The sequence below is a fragment of the Pyxidicoccus sp. MSG2 genome (assembly GCF_026626705.1).
GTDB lineage: Bacteria > Myxococcota > Myxococcia > Myxococcales > Myxococcaceae > Myxococcus.
The window spans coordinates 2421246-2444736 of the sequence record NZ_JAPNKC010000001.1; the positions used below are offsets into that span (position 1 = coordinate 2421246).

The 23491-nt window shown below is 68.1% G+C and carries 16 protein-coding genes; 7 read left to right on the plus strand and 9 right to left on the minus strand.

The window, feature by feature from the left end; genetic code table 11:
- Positions 1-34: 34 nt before the first annotated feature.
- Positions 35-1042, minus strand: a complete 1008-nt coding sequence (locus tag OV427_RS08620) for a GlxA family transcriptional regulator (RefSeq protein WP_267855632.1) — start codon at positions 1040-1042, stop codon at positions 35-37.
- Between the two features lie 52 nt (positions 1043-1094).
- Here OV427_RS08620 and OV427_RS08625 point away from each other — a divergent pair, with 52 nt between their 5' ends.
- The 4 genes from OV427_RS08625 (at position 1095) to OV427_RS08640 (ending at position 3724) form a co-directional block, all read left to right on the plus strand.
- Positions 1095-1844 carry an SDR family oxidoreductase gene (locus tag OV427_RS08625; RefSeq protein WP_267855633.1) on the plus strand — a complete coding sequence of 250 codons (750 nt, stop codon included), beginning with the start codon at positions 1095-1097 and terminating at the stop codon, positions 1842-1844.
- Positions 1845-1925: 81 nt separating this feature from the next.
- On the plus strand, positions 1926-2345 hold the full coding sequence (locus tag OV427_RS08630; RefSeq protein WP_267855634.1) for an AgmX/PglI C-terminal domain-containing protein: 420 nt from the start codon (positions 1926-1928) through the stop codon (positions 2343-2345).
- Between the two features lie 64 nt (positions 2346-2409).
- Entirely contained in the window at positions 2410-3054 is a 645-nt protein-coding gene (locus tag OV427_RS08635) for a DUF998 domain-containing protein (protein WP_267855635.1), read from the plus strand.
- Between the two features lie 19 nt (positions 3055-3073).
- The gene (locus OV427_RS08640; protein WP_267855636.1) at positions 3074-3724 is read left to right on the plus strand and encodes a tetratricopeptide repeat protein; all 651 of its coding nucleotides are present in this window, start codon (positions 3074-3076) and stop codon (positions 3722-3724) included.
- 241 nt (positions 3725-3965) lie between these two features.
- Here the strand turns inward: OV427_RS08640 and OV427_RS50750 are convergent, their stop codons facing one another.
- Positions 3966-6464 carry a protein kinase domain-containing protein gene (locus OV427_RS50750; RefSeq protein WP_420718253.1) on the minus strand — a complete coding sequence of 833 codons (2499 nt, stop codon included), beginning with the start codon at positions 6462-6464 and terminating at the stop codon, positions 3966-3968.
- A 346-nt stretch (positions 6465-6810) separates the two neighbouring features.
- On the opposite strand from OV427_RS50750, the gene OV427_RS08650 reads away from it, so the two are divergent.
- Entirely contained in the window at positions 6811-9729 is a 2919-nt protein-coding gene (locus OV427_RS08650; protein ID WP_267855637.1) for a hypothetical protein, read from the plus strand.
- Between the two features lie 136 nt (positions 9730-9865).
- Here the strand turns inward: OV427_RS08650 and OV427_RS08655 are convergent, their stop codons facing one another.
- A complete protein-coding gene (locus tag OV427_RS08655) occupies positions 9866-12790 on the minus strand; it encodes a kelch repeat-containing protein (protein ID WP_267855638.1) in 2925 nt (974 codons plus the stop codon).
- A 394-nt stretch (positions 12791-13184) separates the two neighbouring features.
- Here OV427_RS08655 and OV427_RS08660 point away from each other — a divergent pair, with 394 nt between their 5' ends.
- Positions 13185-14381, plus strand: a complete 1197-nt coding sequence (locus OV427_RS08660) for an acyltransferase family protein (RefSeq protein WP_267855639.1) — start codon at positions 13185-13187, stop codon at positions 14379-14381.
- A 39-nt stretch (positions 14382-14420) separates the two neighbouring features.
- On the opposite strand, the gene OV427_RS08665 is transcribed toward OV427_RS08660, so the two are convergent.
- Entirely contained in the window at positions 14421-15077 is a 657-nt protein-coding gene (locus OV427_RS08665) for an RNA 2'-phosphotransferase (RefSeq protein WP_267855640.1), read from the minus strand.
- A 103-nt stretch (positions 15078-15180) separates the two neighbouring features.
- Here OV427_RS08665 and OV427_RS08670 point away from each other — a divergent pair, with 103 nt between their 5' ends.
- Positions 15181-16035: a LysR family transcriptional regulator gene (locus OV427_RS08670; protein WP_267855641.1), complete on the plus strand. Its 855-nt coding sequence runs from the start codon at positions 15181-15183 to the stop codon at positions 16033-16035.
- 26 nt (positions 16036-16061) lie between these two features.
- Here OV427_RS08670 and OV427_RS08675 read toward each other — a convergent pair whose 3' ends face one another.
- From OV427_RS08675 to OV427_RS08695, 5 genes are all read right to left on the minus strand, one after another.
- Complete coding sequence (locus OV427_RS08675; RefSeq protein WP_267855642.1) at positions 16062-16793, minus strand: hypothetical protein; 732 nt, start codon at positions 16791-16793, stop codon at positions 16062-16064.
- Between the two features lie 113 nt (positions 16794-16906).
- Positions 16907-18031 (minus strand): ABC transporter permease, encoded by a 1125-nt coding sequence (locus tag OV427_RS08680; protein ID WP_267855643.1) that lies wholly within the window; start codon positions 18029-18031, stop codon positions 16907-16909.
- Between the two features lie 2 nt (positions 18032-18033).
- Entirely contained in the window at positions 18034-20841 is a 2808-nt protein-coding gene (rbbA, locus tag OV427_RS08685; RefSeq protein WP_267855644.1) for a ribosome-associated ATPase/putative transporter RbbA, read from the minus strand.
- 25 nt (positions 20842-20866) lie between these two features.
- Positions 20867-21877: an HlyD family secretion protein gene (locus OV427_RS08690; protein WP_267855645.1), complete on the minus strand. Its 1011-nt coding sequence runs from the start codon at positions 21875-21877 to the stop codon at positions 20867-20869.
- A 10-nt stretch (positions 21878-21887) separates the two neighbouring features.
- On the minus strand, positions 21888-23459 hold the full coding sequence (locus tag OV427_RS08695; protein WP_267855646.1) for an efflux transporter outer membrane subunit: 1572 nt from the start codon (positions 23457-23459) through the stop codon (positions 21888-21890).
- Positions 23460-23491 lie beyond the last annotated feature (32 nt).

The following is a 23491-nucleotide window of genomic DNA, read 5'->3' on the forward strand; positions in this document are numbered from 1 at the left end:
GGGGGTGGGGATGAACTCGAGGTGCAGTGGGACGCTACGTCGCGAACCGCTTCCGGTAATCCCTGGGTGAGGTGGAAAGGTTTCGCTGGAAGGTCACCCGCATCCGTTCCTCGTTCCCGAATCCGCACATCCGGGCAATCTGGTCGACATTGCGCTTCGACTCCTCCAGCAACCGCCGGGCCGCCTCCAGTCGAAGGACTTCAACGGCCTTCGCCGGGGTGCGGCCGGTCTTCTGCTTGTAGACGCGCGCGAAGTTGCGCGGGCTCATGCTGGCTCTCCTGGCCATCGCTTCGACCGTGAGGTCGTCCCTGCCCAGGTTGCCCGCGAGCCACAGGTGCAGCTCATCGAAGGCGGCGGTGTCCTTCGTCTGTGAGCGCAGCAGCTCGCTGAACTGTGACTGCCCGCCAGGTCGCTTCAGGAAGACGACCAGCTCCCTGGCCACCTTCATGGCGATGTCATGTCCATGGTCCGCCTCCACCAGTGCCAGGGCGAGGTCGATGCCCGCGCTGACACCGGCCGAGGTCCACACGGAGCCCTCACGGACGAAGAGCGCGTCGCGGTCGACCTCGATGGAGGGGAAGCGCTCGCGCAGCCGGTCGCACATGGCCCAATGTGTTGCCGCGCGCCTGCCGTGAAGCAGTCCGGCTTGCGCCAGCAGGAAGGTACCGCTGCAGACCGAGGCGGTGCGGCGGGCCGTCCTGGCCTTCCGCCTCAGCCAGCCGACCAGCTGCCCCGAGCGGGCGAGCACGTCTTCGATGGTCGGCGAGCCCGGAACGATGACGGTGTCGACACGGACGCGTGTGAAGGCGGCGAGCGGCGACGTCTGCAACGCGACGCCCTCCGCCGTCTGCACCAGCCCGCCGTCCAGGCTCACCGTGTGGCGGAGGTACCCCGGCAGGCCCTGCTCCGCCAGTGCCTTGGACGCCGCCCAGAACACCGTCTGGGGCCCCGACAGGTCCAGCAACCCCATGTCGGGAAAGGCGACGAAGAGCACGGTGCGCGGCTTGCCGGAAGCTGGCAGAAATTCCGGGTTATCTGTCATGGCTGCCACATCCTTCCCTCCGTACGTTCCCCCCGTCAACGGAGAGGCAAACATGAAAATCGTAGTCATCGGAGGCACGGGCCTCATCGGGACGAAGGCGGTCCAGCGGCTGCGCGGGCGGGGCCACGACGTGGTGGCGGCGGCGCCCAGCTCGGGCATCAATGCCCTCACGGGCGAGGGGCTGGCAGAGGCACTCGCGGGCGCGCAGGTGGTCGTCGACGTGGCGAACTCACCGTCGTTCGAGGACAAGGCCGTGCTGGAGTTCTTCCAGACCTCGGGGCGCAACCTCCTCGCGGCGGAAGAGAGGGCCGGTGTGAAACACCACGTCGCGCTGTCGGTGGTCGGCACCGAGCGGCTGCTGGGCAGTGGCTACTTCCGCGGCAAGATGGCGCAGGAAGACCTCATCACGGCCGGCAGGATTCCGTACACCCTCGTGCGCTCGACGCAGTTCTTCGAGTTCATGGGCGGCATCGCGCAGGCGGGAACGGAAGGCGACACGGTGCGCCTGTCCACTGCGCTCATGCAGCCCATCGCTTCGGACGACGTGGCGGACGCGGTGGCCGAAGCGGCGCTGGGCGCGCCGGTCCATGGCATCGTCGAAGTCGCCGGGCCGGAGCGCGTGCGACTCGTCGACGTGGTCCAGCGGTTCATGAACGCGAAGCAGGACGTGCGCAAGGTCGTCGCCGACGCCCAGGCGCGCTACTTCCGAGTGGTGCTGGACGACCAGTCGCTCATGCCGGCCAGCACTCCGCGTGTCGGGTCGACGCGGTTCGAGGAGTGGCTCCGCCGTTCCGCGCCATGAACACGGAAGGGTCATGACGCCGAGGCCTTCCGCTCGCGGGCATTTACGCGGCCTGCCCGCTCACGCGAAACTCGGGAGCGAATGAGCCTCTCGCGACTGCTTCTCCCGCTTGCCATCTGCCTGGGCGCTTGCGTCAAGCGGGTCAACATCGAGGTCCTCGAACCCGTCACACCCGCTCCCGCCGCCAGTGCCCGGCCCCTGGGCCAGCTCGACAAGGACCAGATTCGCGCCGTCATCGGGGCGAACCGGGCGCAGATTCGCGGCTGCTACGAGACGCGCCTCGAGTCCGCCCCGAACCTTCGCGGCAAGGTGGTCATCCGGTTCGTCATCGGCGCAGATGGCCAGGTACTGGAGTCCAAGGTCCGTGAGTCCACGGTCGGAGATGCGGAGCTGGAGGGCTGCGTCACCGCCCGCGTGGGCACCTTCCGGTTCCCACCCACGGGTGGCGGTGTCGTCATCGTCACCTACCCCTTCATCTTCAAGACGTCCCCGGAGGGCTGAAGCTCCGGCGAGCGCCACACTGCTCCAGCACTCCACCCCCGAGAGGTGCTACGTCACAGGGACAATGACGCCCAAACTCCGCGAGCAACTGACGTACTCCGCGTGCTCCGCCGGCCTGCTGATCCCCCTTCTCTATTTCGGGGTCCAGCTCACGGCCATGCCCTTCGCAGCGGGCTACAGCGTGTTGAAACAAACGGCGAGCGAGCTTGGCATGACCACGGTTTCGACTGTGCCGCAGGTGTTCAACTTCGGCACGATGTTGCGTGGCGCGGTCATGCTGGTGGCCGCGGGCGGATTCCTGGGTGCCTTGAAGCGGATGAACGTCGGCCCCTTCAGCACCTGGCTGACCACGTTGTCGATGGTCTCGATTGCCTTCAACGACATCGGTGCGGGACTGTTCCCCCTGCCCGATGATCGCCATGAAGGCGTTTTCCTGCTGGGCTATGTGTTCTGGCCACTGAGCCTTCTTGCGGCGATCTGGCGCTCGCCCGAGGCTCGCGCCTTCAAGACGTACATGCTCCTGAACGTCGTGCTCACCTATGGGCTCCTGGCCGCCAGAGGTGTCCTGGGTGACGCATTCATGCCCGCGGGCTTGTTTCAACGGGTCTTCGGGCTGGTCACCGTGGTGCCCATTGGCGCAGCGGCGTGGTTCGTAGGTCACGCGTTCAAGCAAGCACTGGACTTCAGGCCCGCGCCGCAACCTGGCTGACGCAGTAGACTGTGACGCCATGATCTTCCGTGGGAAGGTGCCCCGGACGCGCTCCGAGCTCATCGCCGAGGCGGACCGTGCTCGCGCCAGGGGCCGCACCAAGAAGGCCGTCGAGGCCTATCGCAAGGCGCTGGAGCTCGAGCCGGGAGACCCGGTCATCCACGGCAAGCTGGCACCGCTACTGGCCCGGGTGAAGCAGCCCGAAGCCGCGCTCCAGAGCTTCCACGCGGCGGCGAAGGGACACCTGGACAAGGGGTTCGCGGACAAGGCCATCGCTGTCTATACGCAGGCCGCGGATACGTTCCCCCACCGGGTGGACCTCTGGCAACAACTGGCGCAGCTCAGCCTCGCCAAGGGACACCGCGTCGACGCGGTGAGAGCCCTGCTTCGCGGACGATTCCACCTCCGCCACCGGAACGAGCGGCGCGACGCCATCCTCCTCCTGAAGGAGGTGCTGGCGCTCGATTCGGCCCTCCTGGAGGTGAAGCTGGACCTGGCCTTGCTGCTGGCAAGCGAGGGGCAGCGCGCCGAGGCACTGGCGTTGCTCGAGCCGCTGACCCGCGAGGCGCCGGGGCCGAAGCGCGCGAAGGTGAACTGGACGCTCCTGCGCATCTCGCCGGGCCTGGGGACAGGATGGCGCTGGTTGCGCTCCGCACTGGCGCGACACTGAAGCCTCTTCCAGGTCTCAGCGTATCCACTCGCGGCCGTGGTGGGTGTGCATGGGGTGGCGCCCACTCCCACCGGCCGGGAGCATCGCTCGGGCGGCCCCGTCATCGGCCCCCATCCCCCCTGTGCGTTGCAGCTCGTACCGGCCGAAATGTCTTCCCTGCTCACTTGCCACGGGGGGGTCTACGGTACTGCCGTGGTGGGGTGGTTGCTAAGCCCGCGGCATCACCGAAGCCGGGGAGGCTTCACTCGTGGGGCCGTTGGGACTCGAGGTTGTGGGCTCGACCATGAGACTCCAGTATCTGTCGCACCGTCCGTGCCTGAGGGTGGTTCGGGTGGTGCTCGACGAAGCGCCGGTACCGGCTCGCCGCCTCCTCGACGCGATTCAGGCGGGCCAGGGCCAAGCCGGAATACAGCAGGCAGTCCGCATGCTCGGGCACGAAATTCAGGCAGACATTCGCCAACTCGGCTGCCTGAAAGGCCCCCCCTACGCCACCCATTTTCAGCACCCCCTTGACCTGTGAGGCCATGCGGTCGGCATGCACCAATCTGCTGTCCTCGATGGACGAGGACTGCGACAGTGGCCAGTTCTGGCTGCCGCCGTTGACAGGCGTGACGTGCACCTGCATGAGGCCCACGTTGTCCGAGGGGTTGTCGTCGACGAAGCCACATTTCAGCGCCTCGACTCCCTCGATGACCACCTTGTTGAACGCCTCCAACTCGTTGCCCTGTCTCAGGAGGAACGCCACGGGCCCCCTCACGGCGACGTCTCCGTCCTGCGCGGAAGGCGACCATTGGATGCAGGCGATCCAACGCTCGAGGCCGCGCCCCGGCCCACGGGTGCGCGCTGGCACACCGCCCGAGGCCGTCAGCGTCACGGAATATCTGATCGACCGGCTCAGCCCCGTGAGCAGCGCGGCCTTTTCCAGGGACGCGCCTCTGGCCTCCGGGCGGAAGGCGATCTGCTTCTGCTTCTTCAAGCCAGCTTGTGTGCTCGCGAGCTGGATGCTGCGCTGACGCGGACTCCCCAGGGAGGGCGGGCTCAACGTGAAGAAGGAGATGCTCGAGGCCCCGACGAAGAACATCGCTTTGTCGGTCACCTCCCCGAGGGAGTCCTCCGCGGGCATCCGCGAGCCCGAGAGCAGGTAGAAGATGCGGAGCGGATTGGAATTGGAAGGACTGAGGATCGCCGGCCGCCGCGAACGCGGGTTCTCGGTGATATCCGACACCTCGTAGAGCCTGCTCGGTGTCAGCCCCGTGGCGGCGACGAAGCTTCGAGGCACGAGGATGACATGCCTCCGGGCCTCCAGCCGGAAGGTCAGCTTACGGGCGGTGTCCGACGTCGTGCCCGAGTCTGGCGCCTCGCGCGCGAAGGCCGCTGTCGCCATGGCCTCGGCGAGAGCTACGAGCGCCTCCTGTTTCGGCGCTTCCACCGGTGCGGCGGGTTGCTGGACGGAAACCTCCTCCAGAGCCTCCGCCGGCGGCGGCTGCGGTGACGGTTCATTCTCCGTGGGAGTCGGGCCCGCGCTCCAGTCGGGCATCAGCACGGCGGCAGTCCCGAGCGACAGCAGGAGGCCCGCGCCAGCAACGAGCGCTCTCCGTGAGAGACGTGGCGAGGACGCCGGCATCGTCTCGGGTTCCGTCTCGTGCTTCGGCCCGCGCTCGACGGCCGTCTGCCGCGCCTTCGGGGGAAGCGGCGAAGGCCCGTCCCCATTTCGCGTCGGAGTGAGGTTGGGTGCGGTGCTTCGCCAGAGGGCCAGCTCCTCCCGGAACGAGGGCGGCACCGACATCTCGCGTCCCTCCTTGGCCAGCTCCTCCCGGAACAACTCCCGGACGAGGTGCGCCAGGTTCACGGAGGAGAACCGGGGATCGAAACCGTAGAGGAAGCCCGCCAACGCATCGCCGAAGGCGTGGCTGGACTCGAAACGTGCCGGCAGGTCCACCGCCAGCGCGCGCATGACGAGCGCATCCAGCGCGGCGGGGATGCCTCCGCGCAGCTCGCTGGGCGCGGGGAAGTCGCCGCGCGCCATCCGCACCATCACCGTCTGCGGCGGCCCGGTGAGCGGGCGCTGACCGCACAGCATCTCGTACAGCACCAGGCCGGTGGCCCACACGTCCGTGCGCGCATCCACCGCCTCACCGCGCGCCTGCTCGGGCGAGAAGAAAAGGTACTTCCCCTTCACCACGCCGGGCTCGGTGTCGAACGTGCGCAGCAAGCGCGCCTTGGCGATGCCGAAGTCGACGATCTTGACCTGACCTTCGTAGCTGACGAGCACGTTGTCCGGAGAGATGTCCCGGTGGACGATGCCCAGCGGCTGCCCCTTCTCGTCCGTGCGCGTGTGCGCGTAGTGCAGGCCCCGGCACATCTCCAGCGCGATGAAGGTGGCGACCGGGACGGGCAGGCAGGAGAACCCGGAGCGCAGCGCCCGCTTCAGGATGCGGTGGAGGGGCTGGCCGTCCACGTACTCCATGGCCAGGAAGTAGTCCCCGTCCACCTGACCGAAGTCGAAGACCTGGGCGACGTTGCCATGCGACAGCGTGGCGGAGATGCGCGCCTCGCTGATGAACATGGAGATGAAGGCCTCGTCACCGGAGAACTCCGGCAACACCTTCTTGATGAGCACGGGCTTGGTGACGCCGGCGTCGCCCACCAGGCGGGCGCGCCACGTCTCCGCCATTCCGCCTCGACCGAGCCAGGACACCAGCTCGTAGCGGCCGAACCTGTCTCCGGGTTGCAAGGACATTGCGGCGTGGAGCCTACCTCATAAACCGGGAATTCAAGGCCATGCGCCTCACCCGCCCCGTGGCATGTTCCGGGACGTGTCGCGTCAGCACCTCATCCTCGAAGTGAGGGAAGACGGCGGACGCGCGATGAACCCGGGCTCGCGCAACGGCTCGTTCTGCGAGGGCATGCGCCTGACACCACAGGCCCGTCCGCGGAGTCGGGCCCCGGGAAGATCCGGGCGACCCGTCGTTTCCTTTCCCATGCCCCATTCTTCGCAGCACTCCTCGCGAACCCGAGGAGCCAGGATGCGCCGTGCCGTCATCAGCTTGATAGGAGCACTGGGGCTCCACACGGGATGCGATTCCGTGGCGGTGGTCGATTCACCCGCGCCCGAGGCGCGGACGGCGTCGACGGCCCTGTGCACCCCGCCGCCCGTCGACGAGGAGTTCCCCGACGACCCCTCGAACCCGAACTTCCCCAAGGGCTGGGTCGTCTTCACGCAGGTCCCCGGCACGACCGACGATACCCATGCCCTGCAACAGGCGCTCGATGCCCTCGATCCCCCGGGCTGCGGCGCGCCGCCCTGCCGCAACACGCTCTTCCTTCCTCGCGGCGACTACAACATCTCGGGGACCCTCTACATGGCGACCCGAGGCATCCGGGTCATCGGTGCCGCCCCCTCGAGCACTCGCATCCACTGGAGGGGACAGCCGTATGTCAACGCCACGGAGATCAGCCTGGGCAACGTTGGCGTCTTCCATGGACCCGACCGGGACTCGCTGTGGGGCTTCGACTCGAGCAGCTATCCGGACGTGGTCGAGTCGCTCGCCCCGCCCTACCCTCAGCCCACCCGCCCCAAGCCGTGGATGTTCCTGCTCAATGGCGCGGGCGGGGGTGAAATCAAGCGGCTGACGCTCGACGGCGCCGGTCGCGCGGAAGCGGCGATTCGCATCGCGAACAACCGCGGCCTCCGGCCGAACAGCAGCTGGGTGGACGCCAGCGGCCGGTTGCATGGGAGCAATGCGAGCGGATTCCGCTTCACCGACCTGATCATCGCCGACTCCGCCCGAGGCATCTGGGCCGGCTACAACGATCCAGTCCTCGGGAACTCGGCGAACGACGACGAGGGCTACATCCTCCGCACCCGGTTCCTGCGCATTGGCAAGGCGCACTCGGTGGACGTCGGGTTGCCCCCGGGCGCGGCGCAGGCCGGCGTGCTGTTGAGCGCGCAGCAGACCTACAACTGGGACATCCAGGACTCGTCGTTCGAGGACTGCGACGCGGGCATCGTGGCGGCGGTCGGCGGCTTCAATGCCTGGCACAATGTCTTCACCGGCTCGCGGGTCAGTGACCTGTACCTCGGCGGCTCGGGGGGCCGGTTCGAGGCGCGCGACAATACCTCGCAGGGCTCGTGGCGCTTCGTGCTCACCGACGGGAGCGACGAGAACGGCCACTTCGTCCCCCTGGTGAACCCCCAGAGCCAGAGCAACCAGGGCGCCGGCTGGTACAAGCCCATCATCCTCGCCAACAACGCCGTGCTGGCACCCCGCTGGGCGGCGCTCGACCTACGGACCCAGGCGGCGTTGATCATCGACAACACCCTGCAGAGTGCGACGTTCCCGGACGGCTCCGTCCACGCGCCCATCCAGTTCACCATCGGGCCAGGCTACCAGTCGGCGGGCACGTACTCGCCCAACAACCTGACAATCATTGGCAATGCGTTCAGCGGCACCGATACCACCGCCGCATCGCTCGTCTCCAACACCTGGTGGAGGGGCTCGCTGCAAGCGGGCCAGTGGAGTGGTCCTCCACCGATGCACCTCGTGCAGTTTGGAAACGCGACGTGGTCCGGGCCGCCCACGGTTCCCGCTCCGCCGGTCGCCCCGACCTATCACGGCCGTCCGGTCGTCGAGATCACCCCCTCGATGTCGGTGGCGGCGATCAACCATGCGCTCATCGACGCGATGGCACTGCCGACGCGGCCGATGTTCCACTTCCAGTCCGGCGTCTACTACCTCGACTCGACCATCGTGGTACCCGCCGGTTTCGACGGCATCCTCGCGGGCGACGGCGTGGGCACCCAGATCCTGCCCGACTTCCAGAGCTACGAAGGGGTGCCGGGCACGACGTATCTCGACCTCCCGCCCGGCTCGACGTTCCCGCTCTTCAAGCTGCTGGCTCCGGCGCGGGCGACGGTCCGCGATCTCCTCATCCAGACCGCGGGGTCCGCTTCCGCGGGGACCGCCAACCCGGCGAGGCCGCAGGTGCGCGCGTTCGTCATCAACAGCTTCGACAGCTTCGGTGACCAGACCTACCTCCGTCAGACGCTCGTCTCGGCGAGCAATGCGGACAAGGCGCTGAGCAACGGCGTGCTGACCGACACCTTCAGCCGCAGCCTGATGGTGGATGGCCTCGACGCCAACCTCGTGCGCTCCGACAAGGGCGCCTTCGGCGCGGCGAACATCGGCGTGCTGGTTCGCGGCTCGCCGACAGCCCCTCCGAGCCAGGCCGGCGTGCGGCTCAACGGAGGCAGCGCCGGACTCACCTGGCGCAGCGTGCTGCGCACCGAGCGCAACGCCCTCCTCATCGAGCAGGGCGTCGAGCACGAGAGCGTGCTGGGGTACGACCTGTCGAATGACGGTGGGCCCGACGGCGCCTCGGGGAGGGTGACGCTCGCGGGCTCGAGCAACCTGATCGTTCCGACCCATCCGCTCCCGTTGACCCTCCAATACGGCGACCTGAACGCGACCGGGTTCCAGGGCAACCTGACCGTCCTCGCCAAGAACTCCGACATGCACGTGGTGCGCGGCGGCACTCCCCACGGGGGCGACGGCACGCTCCTGCTCGGCTACCTGTTCGAGAACCACACGCCCATCGCCCCCTGGGGGCAGGGCCTGGCCCCCGTCTACGACCCCATCGCACTGCCGAATCAGCCGATGCCCTGTGGCCCCGTGCAGAGCATCGCCTCTCCCTTCCTGGCGAAACAGAACCGGGCCTACGCCTCGGTCAACGGCGGCTTCGGCTACAAGGACTGCGTCGAGATCAACACCATCAGCGGCGGCGTCTCCGCGGAGACCTCGTTCATGTCGCTGCTGCTGCGCGACTTCCGCGCGTCGCACGTCCTGCCATGGACGCGCACCTGCCAGACGGACCTGGCCGACCTCGTCATCGATCGCGTCGACGTCTCGTTCTTCGATCCGGTTGGCAACATCCAGACCGGCAAGGTGCTCTCCTACGGAGGAGCCATCCACCTCCGCAAGGTGACGGCCGCCAGCAACCATTGACCCCACCCGCTCGAGGGTGGCGGCGGTGCGAGGAGAGCGACGGGATGCCGCGACGCTCCCGCTGCACCGCCGTCACTTCCTCGGCCGCCTCCGGTACGCCACGAACGACGCAGGGAGGACTCTCGTCACCCCAGGCTCACTCCTTGGCGCGCACGTACACGTACGGCTCCGCGCGGACCCAGGCGTCCGGCTGCATCAGCGCCAGGGAGAAGTCGTCGTAATCAAAGGAGCTGGTGGTGAAGCTGCCGGTGTCCACGTACCAGGACACGTGCTGGCCGGGCGGCCGGGGCCGCGACGGCGCGAGGGTGCTCGGCTCCGGGAGCTGGAAGGCCACGGGCTGCTCGCCCACCGGAGCCATGTAGAGCCAGTCATCCGGTGCCAGCGCGGCGCCGATTCCCACCTGGAGCAGTTTCGTGCCCTCGGGTGGGCTCAGCGACCAGGTCTCCTGCGCCACCGTGGGAATCTCCGGCCCCACGATGCACTCCGCGACGCCCGGCGTGAGGTTCGTGGACGGTGAGGGCACGGCCAGGGGCTGGCTCGGCGTGCCCTCCCAGTAGACCCAGGCGCTGACACACGTATCCATCGTCTGCCCGGTGAGGATGGCGGTGAACCACTGCGCCGTGCCGGGCTGGAGGGGAATGGTGTCGAAGCGCAGTCTGCGCCCGGCGAGGTCCGCCTGGACGACACCGTTGGTCTCCGAAAAGAAGCCGGGGCGCTGTCGGTAGGCCGCGCCGCTCAGGGACGCCATGGACATCCACGACTCGGGGAGGGCGAGAGTGGCCGTGGTGGTCTGCAGCGGCAGCGGCCCGGGCGGGAAGGCGATGTCCAGCGACGTGTCCGCCGTGAAGGGGCCCACCACGCCCAGGTCCGCGTGAGACCAGAGCACGGCCGGAGTCTGGCTCCGGTCCGAGACGTAGGCGGTGATGGAGAGCCGCTCGTCGAGGGGCACGTCCGGTAGCGCGTAGGAGCCCGTGCCACCCACCAGGGTGACGGTCCTCCGGCCCAGGTAGCCGCCGTCCCCCGACACCTGCACCGTGGCCTGGATGCGAGTGCCCGACGGGCCTCCGGACAGCAGGCCCGACAGCCGCACCGAGGGCCGGGACGGCGGCGGGGCACTGCGCCACGTCCACTGGCCCGTGGAGGGCGCGAAGGTCCACACGTCACCGCTGATGCGGCTGTCCGCCTGTCGGACGCCACCCACGACGAGGAGCTGGCCGCTCCGGGCATCCGCCACCAGCGCATGGCCATGGAGCTTCGGCGGAGCGCCCGGCGCTCCATCCGGAACCAGAGTCATCCAGGCTCCGTCGCGGAGCACCAGCAGGTCGTTCCGGTCCAGGCCGTCGACCCTGCCGCCGAAGGCGTACAGCTCACCGGTGGCCGGGTGGAAGGCCAGGCCGAAGTCCTCGCGGGTGGAGGGCATCGAGGACAGGGGCCTCCACGTGTCGTTCGCGGGGGAGTAGGCGTTGCAGTCGGACAGCTCGCCCAGGAAGGCGTGGGTGCCTCCACAGACCACCACCTCACCGTGGACCGGGTCGAACGCCGCGGCCGCGTCGGCGCGAGCCATGGGAATGGGGCCGGAGGGGAAGCGCTGCGTCCAGGCGTGGGTGGCCGGCGTGTAGACCCAGGTGTCGTTGAGCGTCATCCAGGCGCTCGAGGAGTAGCCCCCGAAGAGGACGACGTGCTCGCCCGTTCCGTCCGCCGCCATCACCGCCGCGGTGCGACCCTCCGGGCCCGCCACGTCCCACCGGGTCCACGCGCGCGCGTCCGACTCGTACTCCCAGGTCTCGGTGGGGAAGGTGTTGTCCAGGCACGTGACGCCGCCGAAGACGACGAGCGTGCCGCTCGCGAAGGCCCCCGCGCCGTAGACGCGGGCCGGCATGGTGGCCGGCATGCCGTGAAGGACGGGCTCGTGCCAGGTGTTCGTGGTGGCGTCGCCCAGCTCGACGACGTTGTCGATGCACCCCCAGGTCCCCAGGGCGTTGTAGCCGCCGGTGACGAGGATGCGCCCGGAGGCCGGGTCCGTGGCGGAGACGAAGTCATAGCGGGGCATCGGCAGCGGCCAGGCCCCCAGGGACAGCGTCACGAGCGCGGCATTCACCCTCGCCATCGTCATGTTCTGCAGGTGGTTGCCGTTGGCGGTGATGTCCACGGTGTCGGAGTCGCCGTCCAGCCCCAGGCCGGTGAAGACCACCTTGCCCGTGGCGTCGGAGAGGGCCTGCCTCGGCGGGTCATACTCCTGGCCATTGCGGCGCACGCGGACGCCCACGCCCGGAAGGGCCCGGCCGGCGCTGTCCACGGTGAAGACGGTGAGGGTGTCAGTCAGCGGGCTGCCCCGGGGAGGAAGGCTCGCGGCGCCGCCTCCGGCGATGGGGCGGGGGACGCGGGTCTCCAGGGGCAGGACGCGCTCCACGCGGCCTCCCGCCGCGTCCGAGACGCGCACCGTCACCATGGAGCGACCAGCGCTGCCCTGGGCGGGGGCTCCAGAGAAGGTGCCACTCGCGGCGTCCAGGGCGAGGCCCGCGGGAAGGGGGCTGACGCTGAAGGTGAGCGGAGGCTGGCCGCCGCGCGCCGACAGCCGCACCGGAACTCCCGGGACGGCGAGCCAGGTGATGCCCTCGAAGGCTCCGGGCAGGGCCTCCGTGGTGAGCACGAGCTCCGCGGAGATGACCAGTCCCAGCGCCTTGCGCACGCGCTGGACGCCGTCCGTCACCTCCACGATGAGGACGGTGGTGCCCTCGGTCGTGGGGGTTCCCGACAGCGTTCCGTCCACCGCGAGCGTCACGCCTCCGGGCAGCGGCCCCGACACGAGCCTCCAGGACAGCGGACTGTTGCCACCGATGGCGGTCAGCTTCGCGAGGTAGCCCGCGCCAACGCGTCCCGGAGGCAGCTTGTTCGTGGTGATGAAGAGTGGAAGGGGCTGGGGCGGCAGCACGCCATGAATCCCAGACACATCCTGTTGCAATTCCGGAGCGCTCGCGGTGCTCCGGCCAGACTCCATCGAGGCGTCCTGGCAGGCCGTCAGGGCCAGCAGCAGGACACATCCCAGGTAGATACGATTCATTCCAGACATCCCCCTCGACTGCGCGTGGTCGTCCGCGAAGGAGCAACATCGCCAGGAGGTGGTGGGACAGCGGGCCTCTGGGATGCTGCGACTTCGCATTCCGCGTCCGGCCCGCGGGGCTGGGAACATCTCAAAATCCTCGCTTGAAAAGCAACGGGACTTTCCTTCAGCACGGGTATCCTTCCCAGACACGTCTGCGCAGAAGAGAGGATTGAGGCCAGACGCGGGCCATGGAGCGCCTCGTCTTCACCGGGGCGGAGGGCGCCCTGCCCCACCCCTCGTGACGACAGGCCGCCTGCGTCCCTGAGCACGCGCCCGGCCGCTCCCCCGGCAGCCGGGGCCCCCGCGCACGGATGGGGCACGCCCGCGACTCCCGGATATGGTCCGCCCCGAGATGAAGACCGCACCCTCGGAGCCCCTGGGCCTGCCCGCCCACCTTCCCGCGCTGGACGGCCTGCGCGGGGTGGCAGTGTTGATGGTGATTGCCTACCACTCGCTGACGGTGCTCACCACCGCGTCGGTGGGCAGGCTCTTCCAGGTGGGCTGGGCGGGCGTGGACCTCTTCTTCGTCCTGTCCGGCTTCCTGATTACGCGCATCCTCGTGCAGACGCGCGAGCGCGGGGCCTACTTCCGCACCTTCTACGCGCGGCGCGCGCTGCGCATCTGGCCGCTGTACTTCCTGGTGCTGGCCTTCGCCTTCACCCTCATGGGGCGGTTGCTGCCGATTCTGGCCTTCGACACCCAGCAGTATCCGTGGGCCCTCTACGCGCTGTACCTCCAGAACCTCTGGCTGACGGACTTCGGCCCCTCGCCGCTCAGCGTGACGTGGTCCCTGGCCATCGAGGAGCAGTTCTACCTGGTGTGGCCGCTGCTCGTGTTCTTCCTCCGAAACGGACAGCTGCGCGCGCTGCTGTGGGCGTGCGTGCTGCTCTCCCCCGTGGCGCGCTTCGCCGCGCTGTGGGAGGGCGTGTCTCCCTTCCAGGTCTACACCTTCACCCTGCTCCGCCTGGACGGGCTGGCGCTCGGGGGACTGCTGGCGCTGGGCGTGGTGGACGGCCGCTACACGGCGGAGCGGCTGGAGCGGTGGGGCCGGCGGCTCGCGGTGCCCGCGCTGCTCGTGGCCTTCGGAGTCTCCTTCGTCTTCTTCAGCCACGGGCACGCCATCCACATGGCCACGGCGCTCGTGGGGCCGGGCGGCCCGACGGTCCGCGCGCTGCTGGTGACGGGCCTGTACTCACTCTGGACGGTGGGCTTCGCCAGCCTGCTGGGGTGGGTGCTCACCGGGCGTGTGAGGGTGCTCCAGGCCGTGCTGCAGTGGGCTCCGCTGCGCTTCGTGGGGCAGGTGAGCTACGGGCTCTACCTCTTCCACACGCTCGTCTTCCCTGTCGGCGCCTACTACACGCGGCCGCTGTTCTACCGCTTCATTCCCTGGAGCGTCGCCGCCACCGCGCTCGGCCTGCTGTTCGAGTACGTGGTGCTGCTGGCGCTCACCGTCGTGTCGTGGCGCTGCTTCGAGCGGCCGCTGCTGCGCCTCAAGGACCGGTTCACCCACACGGACGCCCCCGGGAAGGCCGTGGCTCCCACGGCTTGACGGCCAGCGGCAGCCACCCTCAACCGGGTCGCATCCTCCCTAGGCTCCAGCCGCGGACGGGGCGGCCCCCTTCCCCACCCGTCCCTTCAGCTCCGCGAGCGCGGAGCCTCCCGGGCCATTGCACGCAAGCACGTCCACGATGACGGCGGCGGGGATGGCGCGCGCGAGCAATACCCCGTTGGGTGCGCGGAAGATGCGCAGCCCCGAGGCCCGCAGGCGCACGGGGGAGATGACCAGCAGCACATCCACGCCGGCCCGCTTGCCCACCTTCGAGTCCACCGCGGCAGCCAGGTGCACGTGGGTGCGCGCCGCGGAATGAACGCCCTCCCCGGAGAGGATGGCGCGCGCGGCGGCCACGGACGTGCCGTGGTAGAGGAGCGCGTCTCCGGATACCTCGTCCCAGCTGCGCTCCAGCCCGTCGAGCGTCACGGGAGTGCCCTCCAGGGAGTGGCCCTGCACGGCGCGCACCTGCTCGCCCCGCACCTCGAAGCGGGACTTGTTGTTCTCCGCGACCACCTCGTCGAACGCCCTGTGCGAGAGCCCCGTCATCCGCAGCACGTCGACGATGGGGGCAAAGCCCGCGGAGTCCATGGCGAGGCCCGTCTCCCGGGCACCATGACGCAACAACCACGACAGCTTCTTCGACTTCTGGGCGAGTCCCTGGAGCTGCTTCTCCGGACGGTGTGCGGTGGCCATGAGCGCTCTTCCTTTCTTCTGATGAAGGAACACTAGCCGGCCCCTTCCCCGAGCACGAATCGGGACTTCTCTCCAGCTATCGAAAAGGCGGATAGTTCCACTCATGGACACGGATGGGCTTCGCGCCCTGGTGGCGTTCGCGGAGGCTGGCTGCAATCTGACGCTCGCGGGGCGCACCATCGGGCTGTCCCAGCCGGCGATGCATGCACGGCTGCAAGGAGTGTCGCGGGCGCTGGAGACCGACCTCTATGAGCGCCGGGGCCGGCGCCTCCAGCTCACCCCGGATGGAGCGCGCGTGCTCGCCTGGGCACGTGACGTGCTCGAGCGTGAGCGCTCCCTGCGCGTGGAGCTGCGTCAGGGACACGCGGAGGAGCGGGTGGTGCTCGCGTGTGGAGAGGGGGCGCTGGTGCACGTGGTGGCCGAGCGCATCGCTCCGCTCCTGCGCGAGCGGGCCGGCGTGCTCTCCTTCCTCGTGGTGGATGGCCCCGCCGCGGTCGCCGCGGTGGAGCGAGGCTCGGCGCACCTGGCGGTGGTGGCCGGCCCCGCTTCCAGCCCCCCGGGCCTGCGCTCGCAGCCGCTGGTCACCGCCGCGCTGCTGGCCGTGGCCGCACGGCAGCATCCGCTGGCGCGGGCAGGGCGAGAGGTGGAGATGGGGGCACTGCTGGAGCACCGGCTCCTGGTGCCTCCGCTCGGCCGCGCCCTGCGCGCCACGCTGGAGGACGCCGCCGCGGCCCGTGGACGGGCACTCGCGGTCGCCGCGGAAGTGACTGGCTGGGAGGCGGTCTGCCGGCTCGCGGCCCTGGGCGTGGGGGTGGGCATCATCAACGACGTGGTGGCCACCCCGGGCCTCGCACGCCTTGCCGTGCGCGGCCTGCCCCCTGTGACCTACCGGCTGCTGATGCGGCGTGGACGGGGCACTCCGCTCGCGGACGAAGTGGTCCGGGCCCTGCTCGGCTGACGCTTCGGCTTGCCCCCCCGGTGACGTCAGTCCAGGCTCTGCTGGTCATCCTCCGAGCCTGTGATGCGCTTCCAGTTCTTCTTCTGGTGGGCGTCCCACTTCAGCTTGAGGAGGAGGTAGGCGAAGGTCGTTCCGTATGAGAGCCTGAGCGTCAGGTCACCCGTGGAGCCCTGGCTGCCTTGTGCGGTGACCATCACCTCGCCGTTGGTCGCCGACAGCGCCAGCGAAGTGCTGGAGCTGAAGACCTTGGCCGTCTTCGCTTTCAGGATCATGAAGATCTGGTGCACCAGACGACCGCTGTCGCCGCACTCCTTGAGGTGGGCGAGCACGGCCGGCGAGTCGTTGGCCGCCTTGATGATGTCGCTTGGGTAGATGTCCAGCTTCACGAGACAGAGCTGGTCGTGGCGCAGTTGCTCGTAGGCCACGGATGGCGAGAGCGTGACCGTGCCTGTGTCCGCACGCGGAACCGTACCCATGTCCGTGCCCATTCCGGTGTCCGAGCCCGAGATCGGCACCGACACGTCCACGGCGAGATCGACCGAGCTGGTGCCGGTGAAGTCAATCCTCGCCGTGGTGGCCCGGTGCACCTTCAGCCGGGCCACCGGGATGCGGCCGAGCACCTCGATGTAGTTCTGCTTCGTCAGCGGCGTCTTCTTGTCGCCGAACGAGCCAATCACCACGCTCGGCGCATTCGCACGGAAGTAGCTGAGACCCGCGAACTTCAAACTCGTATTGGTGATTCTGGCGTCGCCAGCCATCTTGGATTCCCCCTGAGCACGGTGACTGTCACTCAGGAGGGAGGGTGGCGCTGACGGATGTGACGGTCCGGACCCGGTCATCAGCCCGGAGGCACCCGGGCTCCGAGCGGGCCCTACTTGCTCGCCGCGATGGACTTCCGGAAGAGCGCCAGGCTGTAGACGAAGAATCCCACGCCCACCGCGCTCACCACCAGGAACTGGCGCCAGACGGCCCACAGCCCACCGCCGCGGTAGATGATGACCTGCGAGAAGCTGACGAAGTGCCGGGAAGGCAGGAGGTACGTGACGTACTGCAGCCACTTCGGCTGGCTCTCGACGGGCGTGCTCCCGCCCGAAAGCAGCATCAGCACGAGGATGACGAGGATGATCAGCAGCGCGAACTGCGCCATCGAACGTGAAATCGTCCCCAGGAAGATGCCGAGCGCCGTGGCGAAGAACAGGTAGAGCACGACGCCGACGAACCACAGCACCACCGAGCCGGCGAAGGGCACCTCCAGCACCATGTCCACGACCAGGAAGAGCGAAGCCCCGGTCGCGACGAGAATCACGAGGCTGTTGGCCCAGACCTTCGCCATCGCGATTTCGAACGAGGTCAGCGGCATCACGAGCAGGTGCTCCAGCGTTCCGTGTTCGCGCTCGCGGATGACCGCGGCGCCCGTCAGGACGACTGTGAGCAGGGTTATCTGATTGATGATGGCCACCACGCTCTTGAACCAGGACGACACCCCGTTGGGGTTGAAGAGCTTGCGAATGACCAGGTTGACGGGCTTCGGCCCCGTCTCCTCCGTGCGCTTGAGAAAGGACGCAATCCGGTCGTTTACGATGTTCTTGATGTAGCCGGAGCCGATGCCCGCCTGCTGCATGGCGGTCGCGTCGATGTTCACCTGGATGTCCGGGTTGCGCCCCGCGCGAAGGTCGTGCTCGAAGCGGGGCGGAATCACCACGACGAACATGAACCGGCCCCTGTCCATGTCCGTCTGGATGGCATCGGGGGAGATGAGCTCAGGCAGCTTGAAACGGGGCGGATAGAAGGCGTTGAGCAATTCCTTGGACAACGCGGACCCGTCCTCGTCGACGAAGGCAATCGAGGCGTTGTTCACCTCGCTCGAGGTCCCCGTGGCCTGGACATAGATTGCCAGGGTGAACGCGTAGACGACGAACACGACCATCACCACGTCGCTCAGCAGGCTGCGAAGCTCCTTGAGCCCGAGCCACAGAATGTTCAGCAGCGAGTTCACCCCTATTTCTCCTGCTTCTTCAGGCCGACACTGATCGCCAGGAGGAGGGGGACGCATACGGCCAGGAAGGCGACATCCCGCATGATGAGGTCCGCCCCCAGTCCCTTCGTGAACGCGCCCAGACTGGCGTGCATGTAATAGGTGGCCGGCCAGATGGAGCCGATGACACCGGCGCCCCCCTGCAGCGTGGAGACAGGCTGCAACAAGCCGGAGAACTGGATGGTCGGCGTGATGGTCAGGATGGCCGTGACGAAGACGGCCGCGACCTGGCTGCCGGTAAAGGTCGAGGTCACCATCCCGAGGCCCGTCGTCGCCATGACGTAGAACAGCGTGCAGAGAATCAACGTCAGGAAGCTGCCCTTGATGGGAACACGGAAGACAATCAGCGTCAGGGCGGTCAGGATGAAGAAGTTGATCATGCCGATGGCGACGTACGGCAATTGCTTTCCGAGCAGGTACTCCAACCTCCCCGTGGGCGTGACATAGAAGTTGATGATCGACCCCAGCTCCTTCTCGCGCACGATGCTGACCGTCATGAGAATCGCGGGTATCAGCAGCAGCAGAAGCGCCGGGACGCTCGGCACGATGGAATAGACGCTCTCGAACGTCGGATTGTACAGGTAGCGCTCTTCGATGTTGGCCGTGTACTTCTGGGCACTCGCCGACAGGAAGCCGCTCGCGGGGTCCTGCAACAACCCGTTGTGCACCCCCTGGACATATTGCGCGACGGTGTCGCCACGGAAGGTCATGGCGCCATCCACCTGCGCCAGCACCTCGGGCCCGGAGCCCCGGCGGAAATCCAGGCCGAAGCGGGGCGGAATCTCCAGCACCACCGAGACATCGTCTGACTGGAGCCGGCGAAGCGCCTCGTCCGCGGATTGGGCCGGCGGAGTCGGAGCGAAATAACGTCTGGCCGCGCCGAACTGCTCGAGATACGCGCGACTCTCGGGTGACTGGTCGAGGTCCAGCGAGGCATAGCGGATGTTTTCGACGTCGGTCGTGATTCCGAAGCCGAAGACGAGCATCAACAGCGCCGAGCCGACGAAGGCAAAGGCCAGCCGGACCTTGTCGCGGAGGATCTGGATGGTCTCATTGTGGGTGTATGCGAGCATCCGGCCGACCCGCAGCCGCAGGCCGGCCCGCTCCGGTCGCGCGGCCTTGGATGGAGGGGGAACGACGGGCGCTTCGACCGCGGGCGCCGGGGCCGGAGCGGTGTCCTTCTTGCCCTCGGCGCGCGCCGTCTCGGCAATGGCGTCTTCCATGTAGGCGATGAAGGCGGTCTCCAGGCTGTCGGCGTTGCGTGCCTCGATCAGCTTCTGGGGAGCATCCGCCGCCAGCACCCTTCCCGCGTTCATGAGGGAGATGCGGTCGCAGCGCATCCCCTCGTTCATGAAGTGCGTCGTCACGAAGATGGTGACGCCCTGATTGCGCGACAGGTCGATGAGCAGCTCCCAGAAGCTGTCCCGGGCGACCGGATCGACTCCCGACGTGGGCTCGTCGAGGATGAGGATCTGCGGCCCGTGCAGCACGGCGACGGCCAGCGAGAGCCGCTGGCGCAGCCCCATCGGCAGCGCCTCGGCCAGCGCATCCAGATGCGCGCCCAGTCCGAAGCGCTCGACCAGCTCGTCGATGCGCGCCTTCGCCTGGTCTGGCGGCAGATGGTAGAGCCGGGCATGCAGGACCAGGTTCTGATGGACGCTCAGCTCGCCGTAGAGCGAGAACGCCTGCGTCATGTAACCCAGGTTCTTGCGCACCTCCATGCTTCCGGCCTCGACGGAGCTGCCGAAGAGCTTCGCCGTCCCTTCCGTGGGGGGCAGCAGGCCGGTCAGCATCTTCATCGTCGTGGACTTGCCGCAGCCGTTGGAGCCCAGGAAGCCGAAGATCTCCCCGCGCTCAATCGACAAGGTGACGTGGTCGACGGCGGTGAAGGTCCCGAAGCGGCAGGTCAGTCCCTGGGCCTCGATGGCCAGCTCCGCCTTGCCCGGTGCACGGGGCGGGATGATGATTTCCTTGTGGCCGCTGCGCTTCTCCTCGGGGAGCAGCGCGATGAAGCACCGCTCCAGGTCCTTCGTCCCCGTGCGCGCCATCAGCTCCGCGGGAGACCCCGTCGCCAGCACGCGCCCCGCGTCCATGGCGACAATCCAGTCCCACTGCTGCGCTTCGTCCATGTAGGCCGTGGAGATGATGACGCTCATCCCCGGGCGCCCCGCGCGAATGTCGTCGATGAGCGTCCAGAACTGCCGCCGGGAGAGCGGGTCGACGCCGGTGGTGGGCTCGTCGAGGATGAGCAGGTCCGGGTCATGGACCAACGCGCCGCAGAGCCCCACCTTCTGCTTCATTCCGCCCGAGAGCTTGCCGGCGGGGCGCTCCGCGAACTTGCCCAGTCCCGTGGCAGCGAGCAGCTCCGGAACGCGGACCTTGCGCTCCTGGGGTGACAGCCCGAAGAGCCGGGCCATGAAGTCGACGTTGTCGTAGACGCTGAGCTCCAGGTAGAGGTTCTTCCCCAGCCCCTGAGGCATGTATGCGACGCGCGGGCCCACCGCGCGCCGGTGCCGGGCGTCGGCGATGTCCCCGTCCAGGACGATCACCCGTCCCTCCTGCATCTTCTTGGAGCCGGCGACCAGGGCCATCAGCGTCGACTTGCCGACACCATCAGGCCCCACGATGCCCACCATGATGCCGGTGGGAACGTCGAGCGAGAGGCCGTCGAGCGCGACGACGCTGCCGTAGCGGTGGGTCACGTTCTGGATGGAGACCACGGGCCTGCTGGCGGAACCGCCCGGCGCTGCTGGAGACGCGGATGAGACCATGGCTGAGCCCTCCCGGGGCGCCGGGCTACTGAGGTCCGGCTTCAGCCGTGATGACGTTCTGCAGTCGGTCAGGCCAGGCGGTGGAGGGGTCCAACTTGACGTAACCGACGCCGCGGATGCCTGTCTTGATGCGGTCGACGTAGCGGCTGGCCAGCTCCTTGGGGACCTGGAGCTTCACCCGGAACATCAGCTTCTCCCGTTCGCTCTTCGTCTCGACCTGCTTGGGAGTGAACTGCGCTTCTGGCGATACGAAGGAGACATATCCGGGGATGGAGCGCTCAGGCTCGAAGTCGACGGTGAGCCGTGCTTCGGAGCCGATCTTCAGGTTGGCGGCCTCGCTGGCAGGAAGGAATATCTCCATGTAGACGTCTTCCAGGTTCACGAGCGTCAGCGCCGGCCCGCCGGGCGCGAGCACCTCGCCGGGCTCGGCGAGGCGATAGAGGACTCTTCCCGTCACGGGAGACTTGAGCGTCGCGTCGGCGATGCGCGTTTGAATCGTCGCCGCGTTGGCTCGCGCGACTTCAATCTGCTCCTTGGAGGTCTTCAGCGTCGCTTCCGCCTCCGCCAGGGTGGCCCGGGTGGTCGCGAGCCGGCTCGTTCGGACGTCCAGCTCCCGCTGCGAACCGGCGCCCTGCGCCACCAGCTTCTTGGCGCGCTCGACCTCGATGTTGGCGAGCTCGATTTCACTCTTCTGCTTGACGATGGACGCCTCGGCCACCGCCAGGCGCTCCTGCGCGGCCGCGACGTTCGCGTTGGCTTCCGCCAGGTTGGCTTCCAGCGTGACGGTGTCCAGTTGCACCAGCACCTGGTCCGGTTTGACGAGGTCGCCCTCGTTGACAAGGATTTGTTTCACCCGCAGGGGTTCCTTGGCGGCGACATCCACCAGCTTCGCCTCGATGCGGCCGTTGCCCGAGACGATTCCCTCCGGCAGCGCGGATTGCTTCCCCTTCCAGTACCGGAAGCCAATGAACACGGCGACCGCGACGGCGATCAACCCAATGACCCACTTGATCTTCCCTTTCGGGCTCTTGGGCATGACAGATCCTCTATTCCTTTCCCGAGGGCGAGCTCTTCTTGGTTTCCTGCGACCGCGGCTTGGACAACATGTCGCCCCAGTCGGTCCGCTTCTCCATCTCGCCTTGCATGGACTCCGGCACGACGGGCTGGTCCTGACGCACCTCCCAGCCTCCGCCCAGCGCCTTGTACAGGGCGACCAGACTCGTCGCGATGGACGAGCTCGTCCGGGCCAGGTTGTTCTGCTGCTCCAGGAGCGAGCGTTGCGCGTCCAGCACGCGTTGGTAATCCACGGCGCCTTCGCGGTACTGCACCACGGAGAGCTCCACCGAGCGCTGCGCGGACTTCACGGCGGCCTGCTCGAACGCCATGGCCTTCTGGGCATTGACGAAGCCCACCACGGCGTCCGACACCTCCTGGGCGGCCTTGAGCACCGTGTTGCGGTAGTTGACGAGCAGTTGCTGGAACCGCGCGTCTTCGACACGCACCCCATTCTTCAGGCGGCCGTAGTTCAGGAAGGGCCAGACAATCCGAGGGCCGAAGGAATAGACCAGGCTGCCAATGGAGAAGAGATTGCCGGAGGCGCCGCCAGCGGTGCTCGCCTCGAGCCCGATGGTCCCGAAGAGGGAGAAGCTCGGGTAGAGCTCCGACTCGGCGATGCCGATGCGGGCACACTGCGCGGCGGCATACAGCTCGGCGCTGCGGACGTCCGGACGCCGCCGGAGTATCTCCGCCGGCATGCCGACGGCCACCGCCGCGGGCGCCAGCGGAATCTGCTTGGGGCCCGCCAGCAGGGCCTCCACGTCCCCCACGGGTTGGCCCAGGAGCGTGCTCAGGGCGTTGCGAGCCTGCTCCAGCCCGCTCTCCAGTTGGGGGATGGTGGCCCGGGTGCTCTCCAGCAGGGTCGACGCCTGCGCCACGTCGAGCTCCGAAGTGGCACCGTTCTGGAAGCGTGAGTCGGCGATCCGGTAGCCCTCCTCCTGAATCCTGACGTTCTCCCGGGCCTGCTCGATGAGCACCTCGAACGTCCGCACCACGACGTAGGTGCGCGCCACCTCCGCGGTGAGCGAGACGAGCGCGGACTGGTAGTCCGCCACGGTCGCGAGCAGGCCGGCGGTTCCCGCCTCCACTCCCCGCCGGTACTTGCCCCAGAAATCCAACTCCCAGACCGCGTCGAAGCCCAGCTGGTAATCCAGATAGTCGCGGTCCAGCACGCCGAGATTGGCCGTGTTGGCCGCGTTGTCACTGAGTCCCACCGCGGACGCGCTGCCGGTGGCCACCTGGACCTGCGGATACTGCTGGCCGGTGACGATGCCCAACTGGGCGCGCGCCTCCACGATTCTCAGACCTGCTATCTGCAGCGGCAGGTTCTGCCGGTAGGAGAGCTCGACGAGGCGGTCGAGCGTTGGATCGCCGAACGACTTCCACCATTGGGTGTCGACCTCGGCCTGCGTCGAGAGTCGCGGGTCGCCCTGGGTGCGCCACTCCTGGGGAACCGCGGCCTCGGGCTTCGTGAAGTTGGGACCGACCGTGCACCCGGAGAGCACCGAGAGCACGCCGAGCAGCGGCAATGCCCCGACGAAGGGTGCAAGCCCTGGATGCATTCCCTGCCTGGTGCTGTCCATCCCCCGCATTC

What these genes read in the sequence shown, in the direction of transcription:
- OV427_RS08620 (WP_267855632.1), bottom strand. Translation starts at nt 1,042, where the DNA reads ATGACAGATAACCCGGAATTTCTGCCAGCTTCCGGCAAGCCGCGCACC.
- OV427_RS08625 (WP_267855633.1), top strand. Translation starts at nt 1,095, where the DNA reads ATGAAAATCGTAGTCATCGGAGGCACGGGCCTCATCGGGACGAAGGCG.
- OV427_RS08630 (WP_267855634.1), top strand. Translation starts at nt 1,926, where the DNA reads ATGAGCCTCTCGCGACTGCTTCTCCCGCTTGCCATCTGCCTGGGCGCT.
- OV427_RS08635 (WP_267855635.1), top strand. Translation starts at nt 2,410, where the DNA reads ATGACGCCCAAACTCCGCGAGCAACTGACGTACTCCGCGTGCTCCGCC.
- OV427_RS08640 (WP_267855636.1), top strand. Translation starts at nt 3,074, where the DNA reads ATGATCTTCCGTGGGAAGGTGCCCCGGACGCGCTCCGAGCTCATCGCC.
- OV427_RS50750 (WP_420718253.1), bottom strand. Translation starts at nt 6,464, where the DNA reads ATGTCCTTGCAACCCGGAGACAGGTTCGGCCGCTACGAGCTGGTGTCC.
- OV427_RS08655 (WP_267855638.1), bottom strand. Translation starts at nt 12,790, where the DNA reads ATGAATCGTATCTACCTGGGATGTGTCCTGCTGCTGGCCCTGACGGCC.
- OV427_RS08660 (WP_267855639.1), top strand. Translation starts at nt 13,185, where the DNA reads ATGAAGACCGCACCCTCGGAGCCCCTGGGCCTGCCCGCCCACCTTCCC.
- OV427_RS08665 (WP_267855640.1), bottom strand. Translation starts at nt 15,077, where the DNA reads ATGGCCACCGCACACCGTCCGGAGAAGCAGCTCCAGGGACTCGCCCAG.
- OV427_RS08670 (WP_267855641.1), top strand. Translation starts at nt 15,181, where the DNA reads ATGGACACGGATGGGCTTCGCGCCCTGGTGGCGTTCGCGGAGGCTGGC.
- OV427_RS08675 (WP_267855642.1), bottom strand. Translation starts at nt 16,793, where the DNA reads ATGGCTGGCGACGCCAGAATCACCAATACGAGTTTGAAGTTCGCGGGT.
- rbbA (WP_267855644.1), bottom strand. Translation starts at nt 20,841, where the DNA reads ATGGTCTCATCCGCGTCTCCAGCAGCGCCGGGCGGTTCCGCCAGCAGG.
- OV427_RS08690 (WP_267855645.1), bottom strand. Translation starts at nt 21,877, where the DNA reads ATGCCCAAGAGCCCGAAAGGGAAGATCAAGTGGGTCATTGGGTTGATC.
- OV427_RS08695 (WP_267855646.1), bottom strand. Translation starts at nt 23,459, where the DNA reads ATGCATCCAGGGCTTGCACCCTTCGTCGGGGCATTGCCGCTGCTCGGC.